Below are 17901 nucleotides of genomic sequence, written 5' to 3' on the forward strand. Positions count from 1 at the left end.
CCCTGAAGCCGTCCGCGGGTTTCACAGACCTACAATCTAAGTCAATTGATTGAAAGAAGCGGCGGGCGGTGGACATGGTGGAGCGGGCTACACCTGTGACCCGGGTGCCGGCGCCCCCGCGCGCGGCGCCCGGCTCACCTAGCGTGAAGGGCATGCGGGCGACGATGCGGCAGGCCGGACGCGCGACGGTCCATCTGACGGTGGCCGCGGCGATGGCCTTCGGGATGTACCTCTTCGTCACCGTGCTGCTGATCACCGCCGTCGGCACGCTCGCCGTGATCGGCGCCTGGCTGCTGCCCGAGACGGTGCTCCTCGTCCGGCGGATCGCGGGAGCCAAGCGGCGACTGACCACCGCCTGGACGGGGCGGGCGATCCCCGAGGCGTACCGGGCCATCGAGGGGCCGCTGACCGACCGGCTGCGGACGGCCGTGCGCGACCCCGGCACGCTCACCGATCTGCGCTGGATGGCCGCCTACTACGTCTACGGCGCGCTCCTCTTCGTCGCTCTGCCGCTGTGGCCCCTCGGGCTCGTCGTCGACGGTGTGGGATGCGCGGTGCTGGGCCGGCGGGCCGTCGTCCTGCCGTGGATCGTGCGCCTGGCGGACCTGGAGGCCCACTGGTCGACGTCGCTGCTACGGCCGTCCCCGAAGGCGCTGCTGGCCGCCCGGGTGGAGCAGCTGACCGCGACCCGGGCCGACGCGATCGCCGCGCACGGCGCCGAACTGCGCCGCATCGAGCGGGACCTGCACGACGGCGCACAGGCCCGGCTGGTGGCACTGTCCATGCGGATCGGGCTCGCCAAGCGTGCCTACGACCGTGATCCGGACGCCGCGCGCAAGCTGCTGGACGACGCCCAGGAGCAGGCCGAGCAGGCGCTGACCGAGCTGCGGCACGTGGTGCGCGGCATCCATCCGCCGATCCTGACCGACCGCGGGCTGGTCGGTGCGGTGCGGGCGCTGGCGGCGGGCAGCGGTCTGCCGGTGACTGTGGACGTGGACGGCTTGGCGGACGAAGGGCCGAGGGCGCCGGCGGCGGTGGAGGCGGCCGGCTACTTCGTCGTGGCCGAGGCCCTCACCAACGTCGCCAAGCACAGCGGATCCCCCACCGCCTCGGTCCGGCTCGCCCGGATGCGGCGCGGACTGCGCGTCGTCGTGGCCGACGAGGGCCACGGCGGTGCGGACGAGTCCGGCGGTTCGGGCCTGCTCGGGGTGCGGCGCCGGGTCGCCGCGCTCGACGGGACCGTACGGGTGTCCAGCCCGGCCGGGGGGCCGACGGTGATCGAGGTGGAGCTGCCGTGCGTGTGGTGAGCCCGCGGCCGTCCGGGGTTCGCGCGGGCCGTCCTGCCCGGGGATGACATGACCCACCGCGCATACTGCGTTCCGAGTAGCCGATTGTCGGCGGACGCACGACGACGTGACGGGCCGGACCCGACACGCTGAGCGCCGTCCCACGTTCCGGAACCGGAAGAAGCACCACCCATGACCATCCGCGTACTGCTCGCCGACGACCAGGCCCTGCTGCGGGCCACCTTCCGGATCCTGATCGACTCCTGCGCGGACATGGAGGTGGTCGCGGAGGCCGCCGACGGCACCGAGGCCGTCGCCCTCGCCCGGACCCACCACCCCGACCTGGTGCTGATGGACATCCGCATGCCCGGCGCGGACGGGCTGACGGCCACCTCCGAGATCTGCGCCGACCCGGCGCTCAGGGCGGTGCGGGTGCTGATCCTCACCACGTTCGAGATCGACGAGTACGTCGCGCAGGCGCTGCGGGCCGGGGCGAGCGGATTCCTGGGCAAGGACGTCACCGCGGACGTACTGCTCGACGGCATCCGGACCGTGGCCGCCGGGGACTCCCTGCTCTCCCCCACCGCGACCCGCACACTGATCACACGGTTCCTGGCCTCGCCCGCCGAGAGCTCGCAGTCGGCCGCGCCCGAGCACCTCACCGCGCTCACCGCCCGCGAACGGGAGGTCATGGCGTGGGTGGCCGAGGGCCACTCCAACGAGGAGATCGCCGAGAAGCTCTTCGTCAGCCCGCTGACCGTGCGCACCCACGTCCACCGGGCCATGACGAAGCTGGGCGCCCGTGACCGTGCCCAACTCGTCGTGATGGCCTACCAGTCGGGCCTGGTGCGGGCCCTACCGCCGAACGAGGACCACTGACGTCCCGGCCGCCGTTCAGGGGAAAACGGCGGCCGGGGCGCGTGGCGGTGGGCCGGGCCGTCGACAACTGACCCGTGAGCCTGCCGCTGATCCCTCCCATGCTCGCCACGCCCGGCACCCTGCCGCCCGCGGCGCAGGACGCGCGCTGGGCGTACGAGACCAAGCAGGACGGCCAGCGCGCGGTGGTCTACCTCGAAGGGGACGGCACCCTGCTGCTGCGTGCCCGTTCCGGGGAGGACATCACCGCCGCCTACCCCGAACTGGGGTCGCTGGGCGACGCGCTCGGCACCACGCCCGCCGTGCTGGACGGGGAGATCCTCGCGCTGGACGACGAGGGGCGCGCCGACTTCCAGTTGCTCCAGTCCCGGATGGGTCTGGCACACGCCCCGGCGCGGGCCGCTCGGATGGCCGCCCGGACTCCCGTGCATCTGGTGCTGTTCGACGTACTGCACCTGGCGGGCCGCTCCCTCCTGAAGACCCCCTATGCCCGCCGGCGCGGTCAGTTGGAGGAACTGGGCCTGGGCGGGGCGTTCTGGTCGACGCCGGCCGCCCTGGTCGGACATGGCGCCGAGGCGCTGCGGGCCACCCGCGAGCACGGCCTGGAGGGGCTGGTGTGCAAGCGGCTGGACTCGGTGTACGAGCCCGGGGTGCGCTCCCGCGCCTGGATCAAGATCCGCAACATGCGCAGTGAGGACGTGATCGTCGGCGGCTGGCTGCCCGGCAGGGGACACCTCACCGGCCTGCCGGGCGCACTGCTCGTCGGGCAGTACGCGCCCGGACGGCGGCTGCGCTACGTCGGCGGTGTGGGCACCGGCTGGAGCGCGGCCGAACGGACCCAGCTGGCCGAACTGTTGCGGGCCTGCGCGAGCGAGGTGTGCCCCTTCGATCCCGTACCTCAGGTGGCGGGCGCGCACTGGGTACTGCCCCGGCTGGTCGGCGAGGTGCGCTACAGCGTCCGCACCCGGTCCGGCATGCTGCGCCAGCCGTCCTGGCTGCGCCTTCGGCCCGACCTCGCGCCCGAGGACGCGGCGGCCGACCTGCCCGACGACAGCTGACACACAGGTTGAGCGGCAACTATTGCCCATCCCTTTCACCATTGGTACGCCCGTGGCTCTTGGCGCGTAAGTGAAAACCGGGGATCCTGAACTGCTTTTCCCCCCACAGCCGTTGGGCTGCGCCCGGACCCCGAGGAGACGCAGTGTCGTCACAGACGTTCCGCACGCACCGCAAGAGATGGCTCACCGGTCTGGCCGGTGCCGCCGCGCTCGTCGTCGCCTTCCCCAGCGTCGCGTTCGCCGCCCCGCCCGCGGCGCTCCCGGCCAACGCCGAGACGGCCGAGAAGACCTACCAGCCCGCCTTCGACTACGACACCGACGGCTGCTACTCCACCCCCGCCATCGGCCCGGACGGAACCGTCAACGGCGGCCTCAACCCGACCGGTTCGCTCAGCGGCGACTGCCGTGACGCGTCGGACCTCGACAACACCAACAGCTATTCGCGCTACAAGTGCAACAACGGCTGGTGCGCCTACATGTACGGCCTGTACTTCGAGAAGGACCAGGCGATAGCGAACAGCAGCATCGGCGGGCACCGGCACGACTGGGAGCACGTCGTGATGTGGGTGCAGAACAACGCGGTGCAGTACGTCTCGACGTCCAACCACGGCTCGTTCACGATCAGTGCCGCGTCCTCGGTGCGCTTCGACGGTACGCACGCCAAGATCGTCTACCACAAGGACGGCGTCAGCACGCACTGCTTCCGGCTCGCGAACTCCGGTGACGAGCCGCCGGAGAACCACAAGGGCACCTGGCAGTACCCGCCGCTGGTCGGCTGGAACGGCTACCCGTCGGGTGTGCGCGACAAGCTGGTCGCGTACGACTTCGGCAGCGCCAACTTCGGCCTGAAGGACGCCAACTTCGCGAACCACCTGGCATCGGCGAAGCCCTCGGGGATCGCGTTCGACCCCAACGCCTGACCCGGCATCGGGCGCGGGACCTAGGACCCCGTCATCCCGGGCTTCCGTCCCGCGCCCGATCCCGGCACACCCGTGTGCGGCATACCGTCCGGTCCATGGCCACCACCCACACGAGCGGACAGCTCGAAGAAGCCCTGGAACGCGTCCACGCATCCGGCCCCGAGCGCGACGGCTGGCTGTCCAACCACGCCCCCATGGTCGTCGAGGCCCTCGCCGCGCACGGTCACGCGGGTGCCGTCCACCACTGGCTGGATCTCTACCGCGACCGGTTGGAGGACTTCCCCGACCGCGTGGCCCCCGTGACCGACGACAACTGGGCCTCGGCGCTGGGCGATCCGCGCCGCATCGCCGACTGGACCGACCATTTCTCCCGCGCCGTCGCCGAACGCCCCTGGCGGGACGTCCTCGCCGAGTGGTGGCCGCGTCTGCTGCCCGGCCTGATCGGCGGCGCCACCCACACCGTCATCCGGGCCGGCCACGCCGTACGCGCCCTCGAAGCCGACGAGAACGCCCCTCGGCTCACCGAACTCGCGCACGCGCTCGGCTACTGGGCGGCACGGCACCAGCCCGTCACCGGCGTCGCCGCACTGCCGGGCGCCCGGACGGCCACCGAGTCCCTGGAGGCCGTACCCGCCATCGAGCCGGGGCACATGGGATTCCGCGACCGGCTGGGCGCCCTGCGCCGACTGCCCGTATGGGCCGCCGACGTCGCCGACCCGGACACCGCGCGTGAGCGCCTCACCGAACTCGTCCGTGCCGCGACCCACCGCTACGCCACCCACGGCCACGGCGAGCCGACCATGCTGGTGCACGCGGCGACCGCCCCCAACGCCGTGCTGCGGACGCTCGATTCGCTGCCCCGCGAGCTGTGGGCACCCAGCCTGCGCGCGGCGTGGACGGCGTCGGCGGCCGTCACCGCGTTGTACGGCCCCGTGGAGCCGGCCGTCTTCACGCCGCCGGCGCGGCTCGCACCGGAGGAGGTCCTGGAGCGCGCCCTCGCCCACGGGGACGAGCACGTCATCAAGTTCACGGACACCGCCCTGGATGTCGGTGACGAACTCGCGCTCACGGCCGCGCTGCGGGCGGTCGAGATCAGCGAGCCGCTGGTCTGACGTCGCCGTCGCCGTCGACGAGGGTGTCGCCGAGGCCCGTACGCCCGTACAGCACGAAGTGGCCCTGCCGCCGGGACTCCAGCAGGCCCGCCTCCCGCAGGACCGACAGATGGGCCGACACGGTCGACGGGGCCAGGCCGTGCCGTCGGGCCAGATCCGTGGTCGAGGAGGGAACGGTGAGTCCGGCGAGGACGGCGGCACGCTGGTGGCCCAGCAGCCGGGCGAGCGTCTTGGGCGGGCGCGGCACCTGGGCGGTGTGCAGGCGGCCCATGCCGCGGGCCGGGTAGATGACGGTCGGCTGCCAGGGCCGGGCGAAGCCGCTGACCACGTCCGGCCACACGAACACGCTCGGCATGAGCAACACGCCCCTGCCGTCGGGACGCTGGGCTTCCGCGACGTCCCGGTACCCGCGCAGGGTGAGGGTGTGGCCGGCCCAGTCGACAGCCGGGTGCAGACCGGTGAGCAGCGCGTCGAGGCCGGCGTCCGCCGCCCGGCGCGAGCGGTGCGCGATGTCCGCCTCCAGAACGGCACGGTGACGGGGCCAGTCCGCGGCGAGCAGGGCGCGCCAGGCCCGTTCGGTGAGGTCGGCGAGGCGCCGTACGGTCGCGGCGGGGTCGTCGAGCACGGCGCGCCCTCGGGGCGACTCGGCGAGTCCCGGGGTGCAGGCGAGCGAGCGGGCCATCTCCGCGCGGGCCAGAGCCGGGTCGGTGGCGCGCATCCGCGCCAACTCGTCCTCGATGGCGGGGTACGGCTCCGGCGGCGGCGCGCCCAGGAAGTCCGGGGTGTAGCCGCCGGCGGGCGGGACGAACAGCCACAGCGGCACCAGGTCGAGGCCGGCCACCGTGCGGCGCATGCGGCGCAGCCAGCCCTGGTGGTAGCCGTGCCGGGCGGGCCTACGCAGCATGCGCAGCGCTTCGTGGGTCTGGCACAGCGGCGAGATCGCGAACCGGCAGCGCGTGAGGTCGTCGGTGCCCAGATGCAGGGCGAGCGGCATGGCGGCCCCCGTCATGAGCGGCGGTCCGTTCCGGACCGGAAGATTCGTCCTGGATCGAAAGAATAGAGCGGCCCGCCGCGGCCCAGCACGCTTGCCCCGACTCCCCCTGGCGAAGAGGCGATCGGAAGGCCGAGGAATGGCGAGCGTACGTCCGGCACGTCCCGCGCCCTGGCAGCGTGCCGCCGTCGTCGCGGCGCTGATGCTCGCGGCGTTCACCTTCAACACGACCGAGAACCTGCCGGTCGGCCTGCTCACGCTCATGGCGGACGACCTTCGGGTGTCCCTCGCGGCCGTGGGCGCCCTGGTCACCGGCTACGGCCTGACCGTGGCCGTCGGGTCGCTGCCGCTCGCCCATGTCACGCGGTCCGTGCCGCGCCGGTATCTGCTCGCGGGGCTGCTGGGGCTGCTCGCCGTGGGCAGTTGGGTGTCGGCGCTGGGCGGGGTGTCGTACGGGGTGCTGCTGGCGGCGCGGGTGGCGACCGCGCTGGCGCAGGCGGTGTTCTGGGCGGTGACGGGGCCGGTCGCGGTCGGTCTGTTCCCGCCCGAGCGCCGGGGGCGCATCATCGGGCTGCTGTCCGTCGGCGGTTCCCTGGCCACGGTGGCCGGCGTTCCGGCCGGGACCTGGCTGGGCGGGCACACCGGCTGGCGGACGCCGTTCGCCCTGCTCGGCGTGCTGGCGCTGTTCTCGCTCGTGATCATCGGCGTACTGCTGCCGTCGTCCCGTCCGCAGGACGGCCACTCTTCGTACGGCGCGGCCCCCGACCGGCGCCGGTTCTTCGTGCTGCTGACCGTCACCGCCCTGTCGGTGACCGGCGCATTCGCCGGGTTCACCTACGTCGTGGCCTTCCTCGACCGGGTGAGCGGGTTCCGCGAGGAGGCCGTGAGCGCCGTGCTGCTGGCGTTCGGCGGGGCGGCGCTGGCCGGGGTCACCGTGGCCGGTCCGCTCCTGGACCGCTTCCCCCGGGCCACGCTGACCGTTCCGGTGGCGGCCCAGACGGTGGCGCTGCTCGGCCTCTTCGCGACGGGACATGTCCCCGCGGCGACCGTCGTGCTGGTGATGCTGCTGGGCGCCTCGGTCGCGACCTCCTTCATGGCGACGCAGAGCCAGGTGCTCCGGGTGGCGCCGGGCCGCACCGAGACCGCCCTCGCGGCCAACTCTGCCGCCTACAACGTGGGGATCGCCGCCGGTGCGTCGCTCGGGGGCGCGCTGCTGTCCGCGGTCGGGGTGCGCGGGACGTTCCTGGTCGGCGGGCTGCTGACGGCGGGGGCGCTGGCGGTGCTGACGCGGCCCGCGCGGGCGGGCTCCGGGAGACGGGCGGGAATAGGACGGTACCGTGCGGGCGCGGGGATGTGACGGTCTATCGTGTCCGCATGTCCGTCCCTGAACTGATCCGTATCGTCTCCCGTGACTCGCCGATGGCGCTGGCCCAGGTGGAGCGTGTCCGCGCCGAGTTGGCGGTCCTCCACCCCGGTGTGCGCACCGAGGTCGTGCCGGTGAAGACCACCGGCGACAAGTGGATGGGCGATCTGTCCCAGGTCGAGGGCAAGGGGGCGTTCACCAAGGAGGTGGACGCGGCGCTGCTGGCGGGCGAGGCCGATCTCGCCGTGCACTGCGTCAAGGACATCCCCGCCGACCGGCCGCTGCCCGCGGGGACGACGTTCGCCGCGTTCCTCAAGCGGGACGACATCCGGGACGCCCTGATCCACCCCGGCGGCCTCACACTGGACGAACTCCCGGCCGGGACCCGGATCGGCACCTCCTCGGTGCGCCGGGTCGCCCAGCTGGCCGCGACCCACCCGGAGCTGGAGTGCGTGCCGTTCCGCGGCAACGCCAACCGGCGGCTGGAGAAGCTGGCGGCAGGCGAGGCGGACGCGCTGCTGCTGGCGGTGGCCGGCCTGGAGCGCATCGGCCGCCCCGACGTGATCAGCGAGGTCCTCTCCCCCGACGTGATGATGCCGCCGATCGGCGCGGGAATCCTCGCGCTCCAGTGCCGCGAGGGCGACACGGAACTCATCGACGCGATCAGCGGCCTCGGTGACCCGGACACCTACCGGGAGGCCACCGCCGAGCGCATGTTCCTGCATGTCCTCCAGGGGCACTGCAACAGCCCGATCGCCGGGTACGCGCGCGTGGACCGGGGCGGCGAGCTGTCCCTGCGGGCCTGCGTGTTCACCCCGGACGGCAAGACACGGCTGAACGCCCACGAGTGGGCGGGGCGGCTGGATCCGGCCACCCTGGGTACGTCGGTGGCGGTGGCGCTGCTGCGTGAGGGTGCTCGCGAGATCATCGACGGCATCCCGCACTGAGACACCGGCCCGGAGGGCGCTCGCGCGTCAGGCGGTGCCCTCTTCGGCCTGCTCCCGCAGGAAGTTGCTGACCTGGAGGGCGAGGCCGTCCCGCAGGGTGGTGGCGTGGACGCCGACGGTGGCCTCCTGGAGGCCGAGGCCGCCGGTCCACAGTCGGCGGTCGGTCCACTCCTCCTCGACGCGCAGCTGGATCTGGACGTCGACCTGGGGCAGGCTCGCCTCCGGACCGGCGGCGTACATGACCGCGGTGGCCCGGCGCAGCGGGTAGACGTCGAAGCCCTCGATGAACTGCGAGTTGCGCCAGTCGATGAAGGCCGCCTCGCCGTCGCGGCCGATCCGCACGTCGATCTGGCCGTCCTCGAGGTGGACGCCGAGGTGCCGCTCGCCGCGGTTCTCGATGGTGACGCGGATCCTGAAGTAGGTCAGCCCTTCGGCGGCCTCGTCCCGTCCGCGCGGCGGTTCGGCGGCTTCCAGACAGTGGACGCGGACACGCAGACCGGCATGCTCGTCGTACTCGTGCCAGTCCCCGACCACGTTCGGCTCGTACACAGTCCACCTCTCGACCCAGAGAGCTGCTTCCTATCTTTGCGCTCAGCGCACTGTCAAATGAGCAGAATGCGCTGTGGCCAGCCCATTCGCCCCCTTGATCACCGATCAAGCCGTGGGCAGGAGGAATCCGCTTTCTGGTGCCCGGGCGGCGTTCGCGTACGTGCCGCACATCACGTTCGGCACCAAGATCAGCGAGCCAGCCGGCCCAGCAGCGAGGAGGCCGCGGCGATGCCGAGCGCGGCGGCCACGAGCAGGACGGCGAAGTCGAGCGCGAGGTGGTGGGGCGTGCCGAGGAGGAGGCCGCGCAGGGCGTCGACCTGGTAGCTGAGCGGGTTGGCCTTGCTGACCGCCTGGAGCCAGCCGGGCATCACGGACAGCGGGTAGAGGGCGTTGGAGCCGAAGAACAGCGGCATGGTGATGGCCTGGCCGAAACCCATCAGCCGGTCGCGGTTGAGGACGATGCCGGCGATCGTCATCGACAGGCACGAGAAGAACACGGAACCGAGGACGACGGCCGCGGCGACGCCGAGCAGTTTCAGCGGGTTCCAGGTCAGCGCGACGCCGAGCAGCGCGGCGATGAGGATCACGACGACGGCCTGGACCAGGGACTTCACCCCGGCGGCGAACGCCTTGCCGGTGATCAGGGCCGAGCGCGGGGTCGGGGTGACGAGCAGCTTGTTGAGGATGCCGGCGTCGCGTTCCCAGATGATCTGGATGCCGTAGAAGATGGCGATGAACATCGCGGACTGGGCGATGATGCCGGGGGCCAGATAGTCGATGTAGGGGACGCCGTCGGTGGGGATCGCCCGGAGCCGGGTGAAGGTCTGGCCGAAGATCAGCAGCCAGAGGGCGGGCTGGACCGCCCGGGTGTACAGCTCGGTCCGGTCGTGGCGCAGCTTCTGGAGTTCCACGGCGCACATGGCCATGACGCGGGCGGGCAGCACCCGCCAGCCGGCGCGGGGCTCGGGCGGCCGCAGCAGCAGGTCGATGCCGTCGGCGCGGTACGGGTCAGCCGACACGGCGGGCGGTGCGGCGGGTGCTTCGGACATCGCGGAAGTCTCCTGAGTTCTCGTCGAGCCCGCTGCCGGCGATGTCGCGGAAGACGTCCTCCAGCGTGGGCAGCGGGTCGGTGCCTGCCGTTCCCGCGGCACGTCGGCGGGCCCCGAGTCCCTCCCTGAGTTCGGCGGGCGTGCCGAGGGCCCGGATGCGGCCGTGGTGCATCAGGCCCACCCGGTCGCAGTACTGGTCGGCCTCGTCCATGTAGTGGGTGGTGACCAGGACCGTCATGCCGGTGGCGGCGCGGACGGCGCCGATGTGCTCCCACACGCCGGTGCGGGCGATCGGGTCGAGGCCGATGGTCGGTTCGTCGAGGATCAGCAGGCGGGGCGCGCTGACCAGGGCCTGGGCGAGTTCGAGCCGGCGGACCATACCGCCGGAGTAGGTGCCGACGAGCCGGTCGGCGGCGTCGGTGAGGCCGACGGCTGCCAGGGCCTGGCCGACGCGTGCGGCGCGTTCGCGGCGGGGCACGTCGAAGACGCGGGCGAACAGGGCGACGTTCTCGCGGCCGGTCAGGCTCGCGTCGGCGGACAACTGCTGCGGGACGTAGCCGAGCAGGCGCCGTACGGCCATACGGTCGACCGCGGCGTCGTGCCCGAAGACGCGGACCATGCCGGCGGGTACCGGCAGGAGGGTGGTCATACAGCGGATCGCCGTGGTCTTGCCGGCGCCGTTGGGGCCGAGCAGTCCGAAGACCTCGCCCTCGCGCACCGCCAGGTCGAGTCCGTCCACCGCGTTGGTCTCGCCGAAGGCATAGGCGAGCCCGGTGCAGGCCACGGCCTCGGCGACGTCCTGTGTCATGGTCACTCCGCCTCCTCGCGCAGGGTGTCCGCCAGCCTGCGCAGCGCCGGGATCGCCGCGAGCAGCGTCTCCCGGTCCGGCTCGTCGAGGCGGGACACCTGACGTCGTACGAGATCGGCGCGCCGCGTACGCCACTCGCTCAGCCGAGCCTCGGCCGCCGGGGTGGGCAGCAGGCGGGCGGCGCGCCGGTCGCCCGGGTCCGTCTCACGGACCAGATAGCCCTGCCGGCCGAGCTGGTTGACGAGCGTGGACACCGAGTTGCCCGCCAGTGAGAGCTCCTTGGCCGCGTCCGAGATGCCGATGCCGGGCCGCTCGACGACCAGCCGCAACAGCTCCACCTCGGCGCCGCGCAGCTGCGGGGCGGGCATGTCGCGGCGCAGTCGGCGCCGGATCAGCCGCTGCACGCCGACCAGCGCGTCGGCCAGTTCCTCCGGGAAGGTGTCCTGTTCCACGCATCCGAGATTACCTCTGTAGCAGAGGTAATGAGCGGGCCCGGTGGCCCAAGGAAGGGTCAAGGCTCATCCGCGCCGGATGGGCGGACGCCGCGTCACTCCACCGTCACATGTAGTCGTATTCACGAATTTTGTTTCAGATACCCTTTTAGGGGGAATTCATCCCTCTAAGTGCTTCGGACCGGAGGCACGTCCGTGGGAGCCGGCAGGCCGAGCCCCGGAGTGTCCTCCGCGTGGTCCGAATCCGCGCCTCCCACGGTGTCCGTCCACCCGGCACCTGCTGAGGAGGTGCGCACGCATGAGTGCCACCACCACCCGAACGAAGCACTCCCACGACGACGCCCCTGACACCGCGGCGGCCTTCGACAGGCTCGTGGGACTCCCCGACGGGCCGGAACGCAAGGCCCTCAAAGACGACCTGGTGCGGGCCTGGCTGCCCATGGCCGAGCGGATCGCCGTCCGGTTCAAGGGACGTGGCGAGTCCCTGGAGGACCTGTACCAGGTGGCCGCCCTGGGGCTGGTGAAGGCCGTCGACCACTACGACCCGGACCGCGGCCACGCCTTCGAGGCGTACGCCGTGCCGACCATCACCGGTGAGATCAAGCGGCACTTCCGCGACCACATGTGGACGCTGCACGTGCCGCGCCGGGTCCAGGACCTGCGCAACCGGGTGCGCAGCTCCACGAAGGAGCTGGCGCAGCTGACCCCGGGGCGCGCGCCCACCGTCGCGGAGATCGCCGATCACGCGCATCTGAGCGAGGCCGAGGTGCGCACCGGGATGGAAGCCCTGGAGTGCTTCTCCGCGCTGTCGCTGGAGGCGGAGATGCCCGGCACCGACGGATACGCGCTGGGGGACGCGATAGGCGGCCCGGATCCGGCGTACGACGTGGTCGTCGACCGCGTGACCGTCAAGCCGTGCCTGCAACGGCTTCCCGAGCGGGAGCGGACCATCCTCTATCTCCGCTTCTTCGGCGGGATGACCCAGAGCCGCATCGCGCAGCAGCTCGGCATCTCGCAGATGCATGTCTCCCGGCTGCTGAGCGGCTGCTTCGCGCACCTGCGGGAGGAGATGCTCGCCGAGGTCCGTTGACCGAAAGGAGTGAGCCACGGGGCGCCGGACACCCTGTTGGCTCACTCCCGCGCCGGTCATTCCTGGGCCGATCCCGGGATCTGCGTCGGGCCGTGACGCTCCAGGGCGTCCTGGAGTTCGACGCGGATCTCGGGCGGCATCTCCCCGTCGCGGCCCCAGGTGAGGATCAGTTGCGCGACCTGGCGGAGCTTGATGTTCGTGTGCTGGGAGACGTCCTTCAGCACGGCCCACCCCTGGTCGGGTGAGACCCGGCCGAGCGCCACGACCATGCCGATCGCCTGGTCCACGACGGCGTGTGAGACCACCGCCTCCTTGAGCTGTTCGATCTCCTCCTCCAGTTCGAGGATTCGGTCGGTCCCGTCGGCGGGCTCGTGCGGTACGTGTGCCACGCCTCCATCCTCGCCGCTCCGACGGTCGCATGCCAGCGAAGCGGACGGCCGGCCCTCCGTCCGTTTCGGCGCCACGCCGGGGGTACTCGACAGGACCCGGAGCGGATCCGGCTGGACACTGGGACCAGACCGGTGGCCGCCGGTCGGGCGAGACCAGGACGCGACTGCCATGAATCACGATGCGAGAAGCCCCCGGGGCACGGCCGAGGTCGTGTCCACACACTCCGTGTTCGGCGCACCCTGCTGGGTGAGCCTGACCAGCCGCGATCTCGAAGCCACCCAGGAGTTCTACACAGCGGTGCTGGGCTGGCGCTGGCGGCCCGCCAAGCTGGGTGACCGTTTCCGTATCGCGCTGGCACAGAGCGTGCCGGTGGCCGGGATCGGCGCGGTCGCCTCGATGTGGCAGATGGCCGTGGCCTGGACCCCGTACTTCGCCGTGCCCAGCGCCGACGAGGCCGTCGCACGGGTGCAGGAGCGCGGCGGTACGGCGGCGGTCGGGCCCCTCTCGCTGCCGCCCGGACGGGCGGCGCTGCTGGCCGACCGGGACGGTGCGACCTTCGGGGTCTGGGAGGGCGAGCTCATCTCCAACTGGGAGACCTGGCGCCGCGCCGCGCCGGCCTTCATCCGCCTCCACACCCGCGACGCGTTCGACGCCGCGATGTTCTACGGCGAGGTCCTCGACTGGGCGACCGAGCGCCCCGGTTGCTGCGAGGTCCGCTACGAGGGTGGCGAGGTCGTGCTGCGCAGTGGGGGCGATGTCGTGGCGCGCATCGAGTCGGGAGCGCTGGAGGCCGCGCCGGACCCGACGATCCGGCCGCACTGGCAGGTTCACTTCGCGGTGTCGGACGTGGCGGATTGCGCGCGGGCGGCGGAGGTGCACGGGGGCAGCGTGCTGTCGAAGGTGAGCGACGAGGCGGTGCTGCGGGATCCTGACGGGGCGCAGTTCACGGTGACGTCGCGTCGGGGTCGTTAGAGTCGTCCGCGGCTGCGTCGCGGCGTGTCGCGCCCACGCGGCGGAAGCCGCATGTCGATCCGCATGTCGATACGGCCCCGCGCCCTTCAGGCCCGTCGTCGCGAGGGCCGTGACAGGAGCCGCAGGCTGCGGCGCTCCACCAGGAGTGCGGTTGACGCCTTGTACTCCGACTCGCCGGGAGGGCCCTGGGGTTCGGCGGTGTTGATCAGAGGGGTCCAGCGTTCGCCGAACGGCGCGTCCGGCAGGCGGAACTCCACCGGCTCCCAGTAGGCGTTGAGCAGCATCAGGAACGAGTCGTCCGACACGGGCTCGCCGCACCAGTCCGGTTCGGCGATGGCGTCGCCGTTGAGGAAGACGGCCACGGAGTGCGCGTCGGGGCGCTGCCAGTCCTCGTCGGTCATCTCGCGGCCGTCGGGCAGCAGCCAGACGAGGTCGGGCAGGGGCTGGTCCGGGTGGGTCGCGGTCTCGCCCTGGAAGAAGCGCCGGCGGCGCAGGACGGGGTGAGCAGCGCGCAGCCCGATGACGTAACGGGTGAAGTCGGCGAGTGCGCGCTGCTCGTCTGAGAGTCTCCAGTCGATCCAGGAGACGTCGTTGTCCTGGCAGTAGGCGTTGTTGTTGCCGCCCTGCGTGCGGCCGAGTTCGTCGCCGTGGCCGAGCATGGGGATGCCCTGCGACAGCAGCAGCGTGGCAAGGAAGTTGCGCTGCTGACGAGCGCGCAGCGCGAGCACGGCCGGGTCGCGGGTCTCGCCCTCGGCGCCGCAGTTCCAGGACCGGTTGTGGCTCTCGCCGTCCCGGTTGCCCTCGCCGTTGGCCTCGTTGTGCTTGTCGTTGTACGCCACGAGGTCGCACAGGGTGAACCCGTCGTGCGCGGTGACGAAGTTGACGCTGGCCCGTGGGCGGCGCCGGCTGTGCGCGTACAGGTCGGAGGAGCCGGTCAGCCGGGAGGCGAACTCGCCGAGCGAGCCGGGCTCACCGCGCCAGAAGTCCCGTACCGCGTCCCGGTACTTGCCGTTCCACTCCGACCACAGCGGCGGAAAGTTGCCCACCTGGTAGCCGCCCTCGCCGACGTCCCACGGCTCGGCGATCAGCTTGACCCTGCTGATCACCGGGTCCTGCTGGATCAGGTCGAAGAACGCCGAGAGGCGGTCCACCTCGTGGAACTGGCGGGCCAGCGTGGCCGCGAGGTCGAAGCGGAAGCCGTCGACGTGCATCTCGGTGACCCAGTAGCGCAGCGAGTCCATGATCAGCTGGAGGACGTACGGGTGGCGCATCAGCAGGCTGTTGCCGGTGCCGGTGGTGTCGTAGTAGTGCGCCCAGTCGCCGTCCACCAGGCGGTAGTACGAGGCGTTGTCGATACCGCGGAAGGAGAGGGTGGGGCCCCGCTCGTTGCCCTCGGCGGTGTGGTTGTAGACGACGTCCAGGATCACTTCGAGGCCGGCCGCGTGCAGCGCCTTCACCATCGCCTTGAACTCGTTGACCTGCTGGCCCCGGGTGCCCTGGGCGGCGTACCCGTTGTGCGGCGCGAAGAAGCCGATCGTGTTGTAGCCCCAGTAGTTGGACAGCCCCCGGTCGAGCAGCACGCCGTCCTGGACGTACTGGTGCACCGGCATCAGCTCGACGGCCGTCACACCGAGGGCGGTGAGGTGTTCCACGATCGCGGGGTGCGCGAGTCCGGCGTAGGTGCCGCGCAACTCCGGGGGGATGTCGGGATGGGTGCGGGTGAGGCCGCGTACATGTGCCTCGTAGATGACGGTGTCCGCGTACGGCCGTCTGGGCGGGCGGTCGTCGCCCCAGTCGAAGTACGGCTCGGTGACCACGCCGAGCATCGTGTGCCCGGCACTGTCGGCGGGGGCCGGGGCGCCCGGGGTGCGTTCGAAGAGGGAGGCGTGGTTGTCGACCTGGCCGTCCACCGCCCGGCTGTACGGGTCGAGCAGCAGCTTCGCCGGATTGCACCGGTGGCCGAGGCCCGGGTCCCAGGGGCCGTGCACCCGGTAGCCGTAGCGCTGTCCCGGGCCGACGCCGGGCACATAGCCGTGCCAGACGAAGCCGTCGACCTCGGTCAGCGGTACGACGGTGTGCCGGTCCCTGTCGTCGACGAGGATGAGTTCGACGCGTTCGGCGACCTCGCTGAACAGGGCGAAGTTGGTGCCCCGCCCGTCGAAGGCGGCTCCCAACGGGTAGGGGTGCCCGCTCCACGCGAGCACCCCTTCGCTGCGCTTTCGCGCCGTCACCGGGCCTCCTCCAGCACGTCGTCCCGGATGCCCGCGGCGTCGGCGATGGCCGTGACGGGCACCTCGCGGGGCAGCTGAAGGGCCTCCCGGAGGTTGGGCGCGGGTGCCGCGGGCACCAGCGGGGCGCGTTCGCCGGCGCGGGCGCGCTGCGAGAACCAGATGACCTTGCTGCCGGTCTCGGTGGCGCAGCAGCCCCATCCGTCGCTCATCGCGGCGAGGCGCTGGAGGCAGTCGCGCAGTTCGTGGTCCGGGCGCATGGCACGGTCGTTGTCGCCGATGGCGGTGATGAGGTGGTGGCGGTTCCACCACATCTCGATCGAGGTGTTCTTGTCCGTGGCGTGCTCGTCGATGGCCCGCAACAGCATCTCCGTGCTGTGGCAGACGGGCTCGACAAGGGTCTCCAGGTCCCAGTACCTGAGATGAGCGGCCAGAATTCGGCTGACCTGCCCCACCCGTTCGGGGCTGACTTCCACGTCGAGGTGGTAGTAGCAGGGCACTGCGGTCTTCACCGTCGTTACCTCCTCACCGCGAAAGCTCCCGCTCTCCTCGCCCCTGCGGGACGGGCCCCGAGCACGGAGCGTGAGCGCTGATCGCTTCTGAGTCACTCCAGGGTGGGTGCGGTACGCCATTCGTGCAACACGAGCACGCCACTGAGGTAGTTGAAGCTCCAACAGGACGCTGCGTCGCCGAGCATGCACCATGTGTGAAGACCACGATGCCCGTAACGGAACCCGTGCGTGTGCGCGCACGGGTTTCCGCCCGACGGTCGGGAGACGTGACATCGAGCCCGGAAGGTGAACGGCGCCATGCTGCTACCGGCAAAAGCCGAGGTCGCCCGGCATCTGCGGCGATACAGGGCATGGGAACGCGCCATGCTCGCGGCCCCGGCCGACCTCACGGCCCGTGCCACCTTCGAGGACCACGGCTACACCCTCTGCGTGCTGATGGGAAAACGCTGCGCACGCGAGGCCGCGGACGCGGCCGAACGCTATCTGCGCATCACCCCGGCCGCCTATCTCCGGGAGCAGGACGAACGGCCTCGCGCGGCGAGCATCTCCGCACGGCGGGGCCCACCCGGAACACGGCGGTGGAGTTTCCACGCGGGGAGGTAAGCCTTCCGGCACAGGTTGGATCCCCGGCCGGGCCTTGTGCCCGGCCTCGAGCACGGTGGAGGTGAACCATGGGCAGGACCAAGAGCAGGACCGGTGCCGGCACCGGGGCCATCGGCCGCATCCCGGTACGGGACGTGCGGCCGGCCGTGGAGTGCGGCAGGCTTCCGGCGAAGGCGGTCGCGGGAGAGACCTTCGAGGTCACCGCCACCGTGTTCCGCGAGGGTCATGACGCCGTGGCCGCCAATGTCGTGCTGACCGACCCGGACGGCCGTCCCGGCCCGTGGACGCCGATGCACGAACTCGCCCCGGGCTCCGACCGCTGGGGCGCCAAGGTGACACCGTCGACGGTGGGCCGCTGGACGTTTCATGTGGAGGCCTGGAGCGATCCGGTGACCACCTGGCGGCACCACGCCCGGATCAAGATCCCGGCCGGAATCGACGTCGGCCTGGTCCTGGAGACGGGCGGCGAGTTGTACGAGCGCGCGGCCGCCGGAGTACCCGACGACGCGCAGCGGGCGACCGTGCGGGCCGCCGCCGACGCGCTGCGGGACGACTCGCTCCCGCCGGAGTCACGGCTGGCGGCGGCGTTCGCGGCGAACGTGGACGCGGTGCTGGGCCGGTATCCGGTACGGGATCTGGTGACGGCGTCGGACGCGCTGCCGCTGCTGGTGGAGCGGGAGCGGGCGCTGTACGGC

19 protein-coding genes are annotated in these 17901 nt (G+C 71.9%); 11 read left to right on the forward strand and 8 right to left on the reverse strand.

Translation table 11 applies throughout. From position 1 onward, the window contains the following. Positions 1 to 152: 152 nt before the first annotated feature. From ACFU95_RS26625 to ACFU95_RS26645, 5 genes are all read left to right on the forward strand, one after another. Entirely contained in the window at positions 153 to 1307 is a 1155-nt protein-coding gene (locus tag ACFU95_RS26625; protein WP_383832081.1) for a histidine kinase, read from the forward strand. Positions 1308 to 1478: 171 nt separating this feature from the next. Beyond that, entirely contained in the window at positions 1479 to 2165 is a 687-nt protein-coding gene (locus ACFU95_RS26630) for a response regulator (protein ID WP_383832083.1), read from the forward strand. A 74-nt stretch (positions 2166 to 2239) separates the two neighbouring features. Beyond that, positions 2240 to 3220 (forward strand): non-homologous end-joining DNA ligase, encoded by a 981-nt coding sequence (ligD, locus tag ACFU95_RS26635; protein ID WP_383832085.1) that lies wholly within the window; start codon positions 2240 to 2242, stop codon positions 3218 to 3220. A 143-nt stretch (positions 3221 to 3363) separates the two neighbouring features. Further along, positions 3364 to 4140, forward strand: coding sequence for an NPP1 family protein (locus ACFU95_RS26640; protein WP_383832087.1), 777 nt, complete (start codon positions 3364 to 3366; stop codon positions 4138 to 4140). Positions 4141 to 4235: 95 nt separating this feature from the next. Beyond that, a complete protein-coding gene (locus ACFU95_RS26645; RefSeq protein ID WP_383832089.1) occupies positions 4236 to 5252 on the forward strand; it encodes a questin oxidase family protein in 1017 nt (338 codons plus the stop codon). On the opposite strand, the gene ACFU95_RS26650 is transcribed toward ACFU95_RS26645, so the two are convergent. Next, positions 5233 to 6246 carry a DUF5937 family protein gene (locus tag ACFU95_RS26650; protein WP_383832125.1) on the reverse strand — a complete coding sequence of 338 codons (1014 nt, stop codon included), beginning with the start codon at positions 6244 to 6246 and terminating at the stop codon, positions 5233 to 5235. The genes ACFU95_RS26645 and ACFU95_RS26650 overlap by 20 nt on opposite strands. 136 nt (positions 6247 to 6382) lie before the next feature. Between ACFU95_RS26650 and ACFU95_RS26655 the strand changes: the two genes are divergently transcribed. Together ACFU95_RS26655 and hemC are read left to right on the forward strand one after the other, a co-directional pair. Beyond that, positions 6383 to 7600: an MFS transporter gene (locus ACFU95_RS26655; protein ID WP_383832091.1), complete on the forward strand. Its 1218-nt coding sequence runs from the start codon at positions 6383 to 6385 to the stop codon at positions 7598 to 7600. Positions 7601 to 7617: 17 nt separating this feature from the next. Further along, positions 7618 to 8553: a hydroxymethylbilane synthase gene (gene hemC, locus ACFU95_RS26660; RefSeq protein WP_383832093.1), complete on the forward strand. Its 936-nt coding sequence runs from the start codon at positions 7618 to 7620 to the stop codon at positions 8551 to 8553. A 27-nt stretch (positions 8554 to 8580) separates the two neighbouring features. Here hemC and ACFU95_RS26665 read toward each other — a convergent pair whose 3' ends face one another. The 4 genes from ACFU95_RS26665 to ACFU95_RS26680 all read right to left on the reverse strand — a co-directional run bounded on the left by ACFU95_RS26665 (position 8581) and on the right by ACFU95_RS26680 (position 11411). Then, positions 8581 to 9102, reverse strand: coding sequence for a hypothetical protein (locus ACFU95_RS26665; protein WP_383832095.1), 522 nt, complete (start codon positions 9100 to 9102; stop codon positions 8581 to 8583). 188 nt (positions 9103 to 9290) lie between these two features. Further along, positions 9291 to 10151, reverse strand: coding sequence for an ABC transporter permease (locus ACFU95_RS26670; protein WP_383832097.1), 861 nt, complete (start codon positions 10149 to 10151; stop codon positions 9291 to 9293). Further along, on the reverse strand, positions 10111 to 10959 hold the full coding sequence (locus ACFU95_RS26675; RefSeq protein ID WP_383832127.1) for an ABC transporter ATP-binding protein: 849 nt from the start codon (positions 10957 to 10959) through the stop codon (positions 10111 to 10113). The genes ACFU95_RS26670 and ACFU95_RS26675 overlap by 41 nt, the downstream gene beginning before the upstream one ends. Before the next feature lie 2 nt (positions 10960 to 10961). Continuing rightward, positions 10962 to 11411, reverse strand: coding sequence for a MarR family winged helix-turn-helix transcriptional regulator (locus ACFU95_RS26680; protein WP_383832099.1), 450 nt, complete (start codon positions 11409 to 11411; stop codon positions 10962 to 10964). Positions 11412 to 11709: 298 nt separating this feature from the next. Here ACFU95_RS26680 and ACFU95_RS26685 point away from each other — a divergent pair, with 298 nt between their 5' ends. Next, positions 11710 to 12501, forward strand: a complete 792-nt coding sequence (locus ACFU95_RS26685) for an RNA polymerase sigma factor SigF (RefSeq protein ID WP_383832101.1) — start codon at positions 11710 to 11712, stop codon at positions 12499 to 12501. A gap of 56 nt (positions 12502 to 12557) precedes the next feature. On the opposite strand, the gene ACFU95_RS26690 is transcribed toward ACFU95_RS26685, so the two are convergent. Further along, positions 12558 to 12890, reverse strand: a complete 333-nt coding sequence (locus ACFU95_RS26690) for an ANTAR domain-containing protein (protein ID WP_383832103.1) — start codon at positions 12888 to 12890, stop codon at positions 12558 to 12560. 169 nt (positions 12891 to 13059) lie between these two features. Here ACFU95_RS26690 and ACFU95_RS26695 point away from each other — a divergent pair, with 169 nt between their 5' ends. Beyond that, positions 13060 to 13863 (forward strand): VOC family protein, encoded by an 804-nt coding sequence (locus ACFU95_RS26695; RefSeq protein WP_383832105.1) that lies wholly within the window; start codon positions 13060 to 13062, stop codon positions 13861 to 13863. Between the two features lie 86 nt (positions 13864 to 13949). Here ACFU95_RS26695 and glgX read toward each other — a convergent pair whose 3' ends face one another. Further along, positions 13950 to 16094 (reverse strand): glycogen debranching protein GlgX, encoded by a 2145-nt coding sequence (glgX, locus tag ACFU95_RS26700; RefSeq protein WP_383832107.1) that lies wholly within the window; start codon positions 16092 to 16094, stop codon positions 13950 to 13952. Then, complete coding sequence (locus ACFU95_RS26705; protein WP_383832108.1) at positions 16091 to 16603, reverse strand: pep a2; 513 nt, start codon at positions 16601 to 16603, stop codon at positions 16091 to 16093. Before ACFU95_RS26705 ends, glgX begins: the two co-directional genes overlap by 4 nt. Before the next feature lie 297 nt (positions 16604 to 16900). On the opposite strand from ACFU95_RS26705, the gene ACFU95_RS26710 reads away from it, so the two are divergent. Together ACFU95_RS26710 and ACFU95_RS26715 are read left to right on the forward strand one after the other, a co-directional pair. Then, positions 16901 to 17206, forward strand: coding sequence for a DUF5133 domain-containing protein (locus tag ACFU95_RS26710; protein ID WP_383832110.1), 306 nt, complete (start codon positions 16901 to 16903; stop codon positions 17204 to 17206). A gap of 68 nt (positions 17207 to 17274) precedes the next feature. After that, positions 17275 to 17901 (forward strand): maltotransferase domain-containing protein (locus tag ACFU95_RS26715; protein WP_383832111.1); only part of this gene is annotated, 627 nt, incomplete at its 3' end.

The organism is Streptomyces sp. NPDC057623 (assembly GCF_042800355.1).
Lineage (GTDB): Bacteria > Actinomycetota > Actinomycetes > Streptomycetales > Streptomycetaceae > Streptomyces.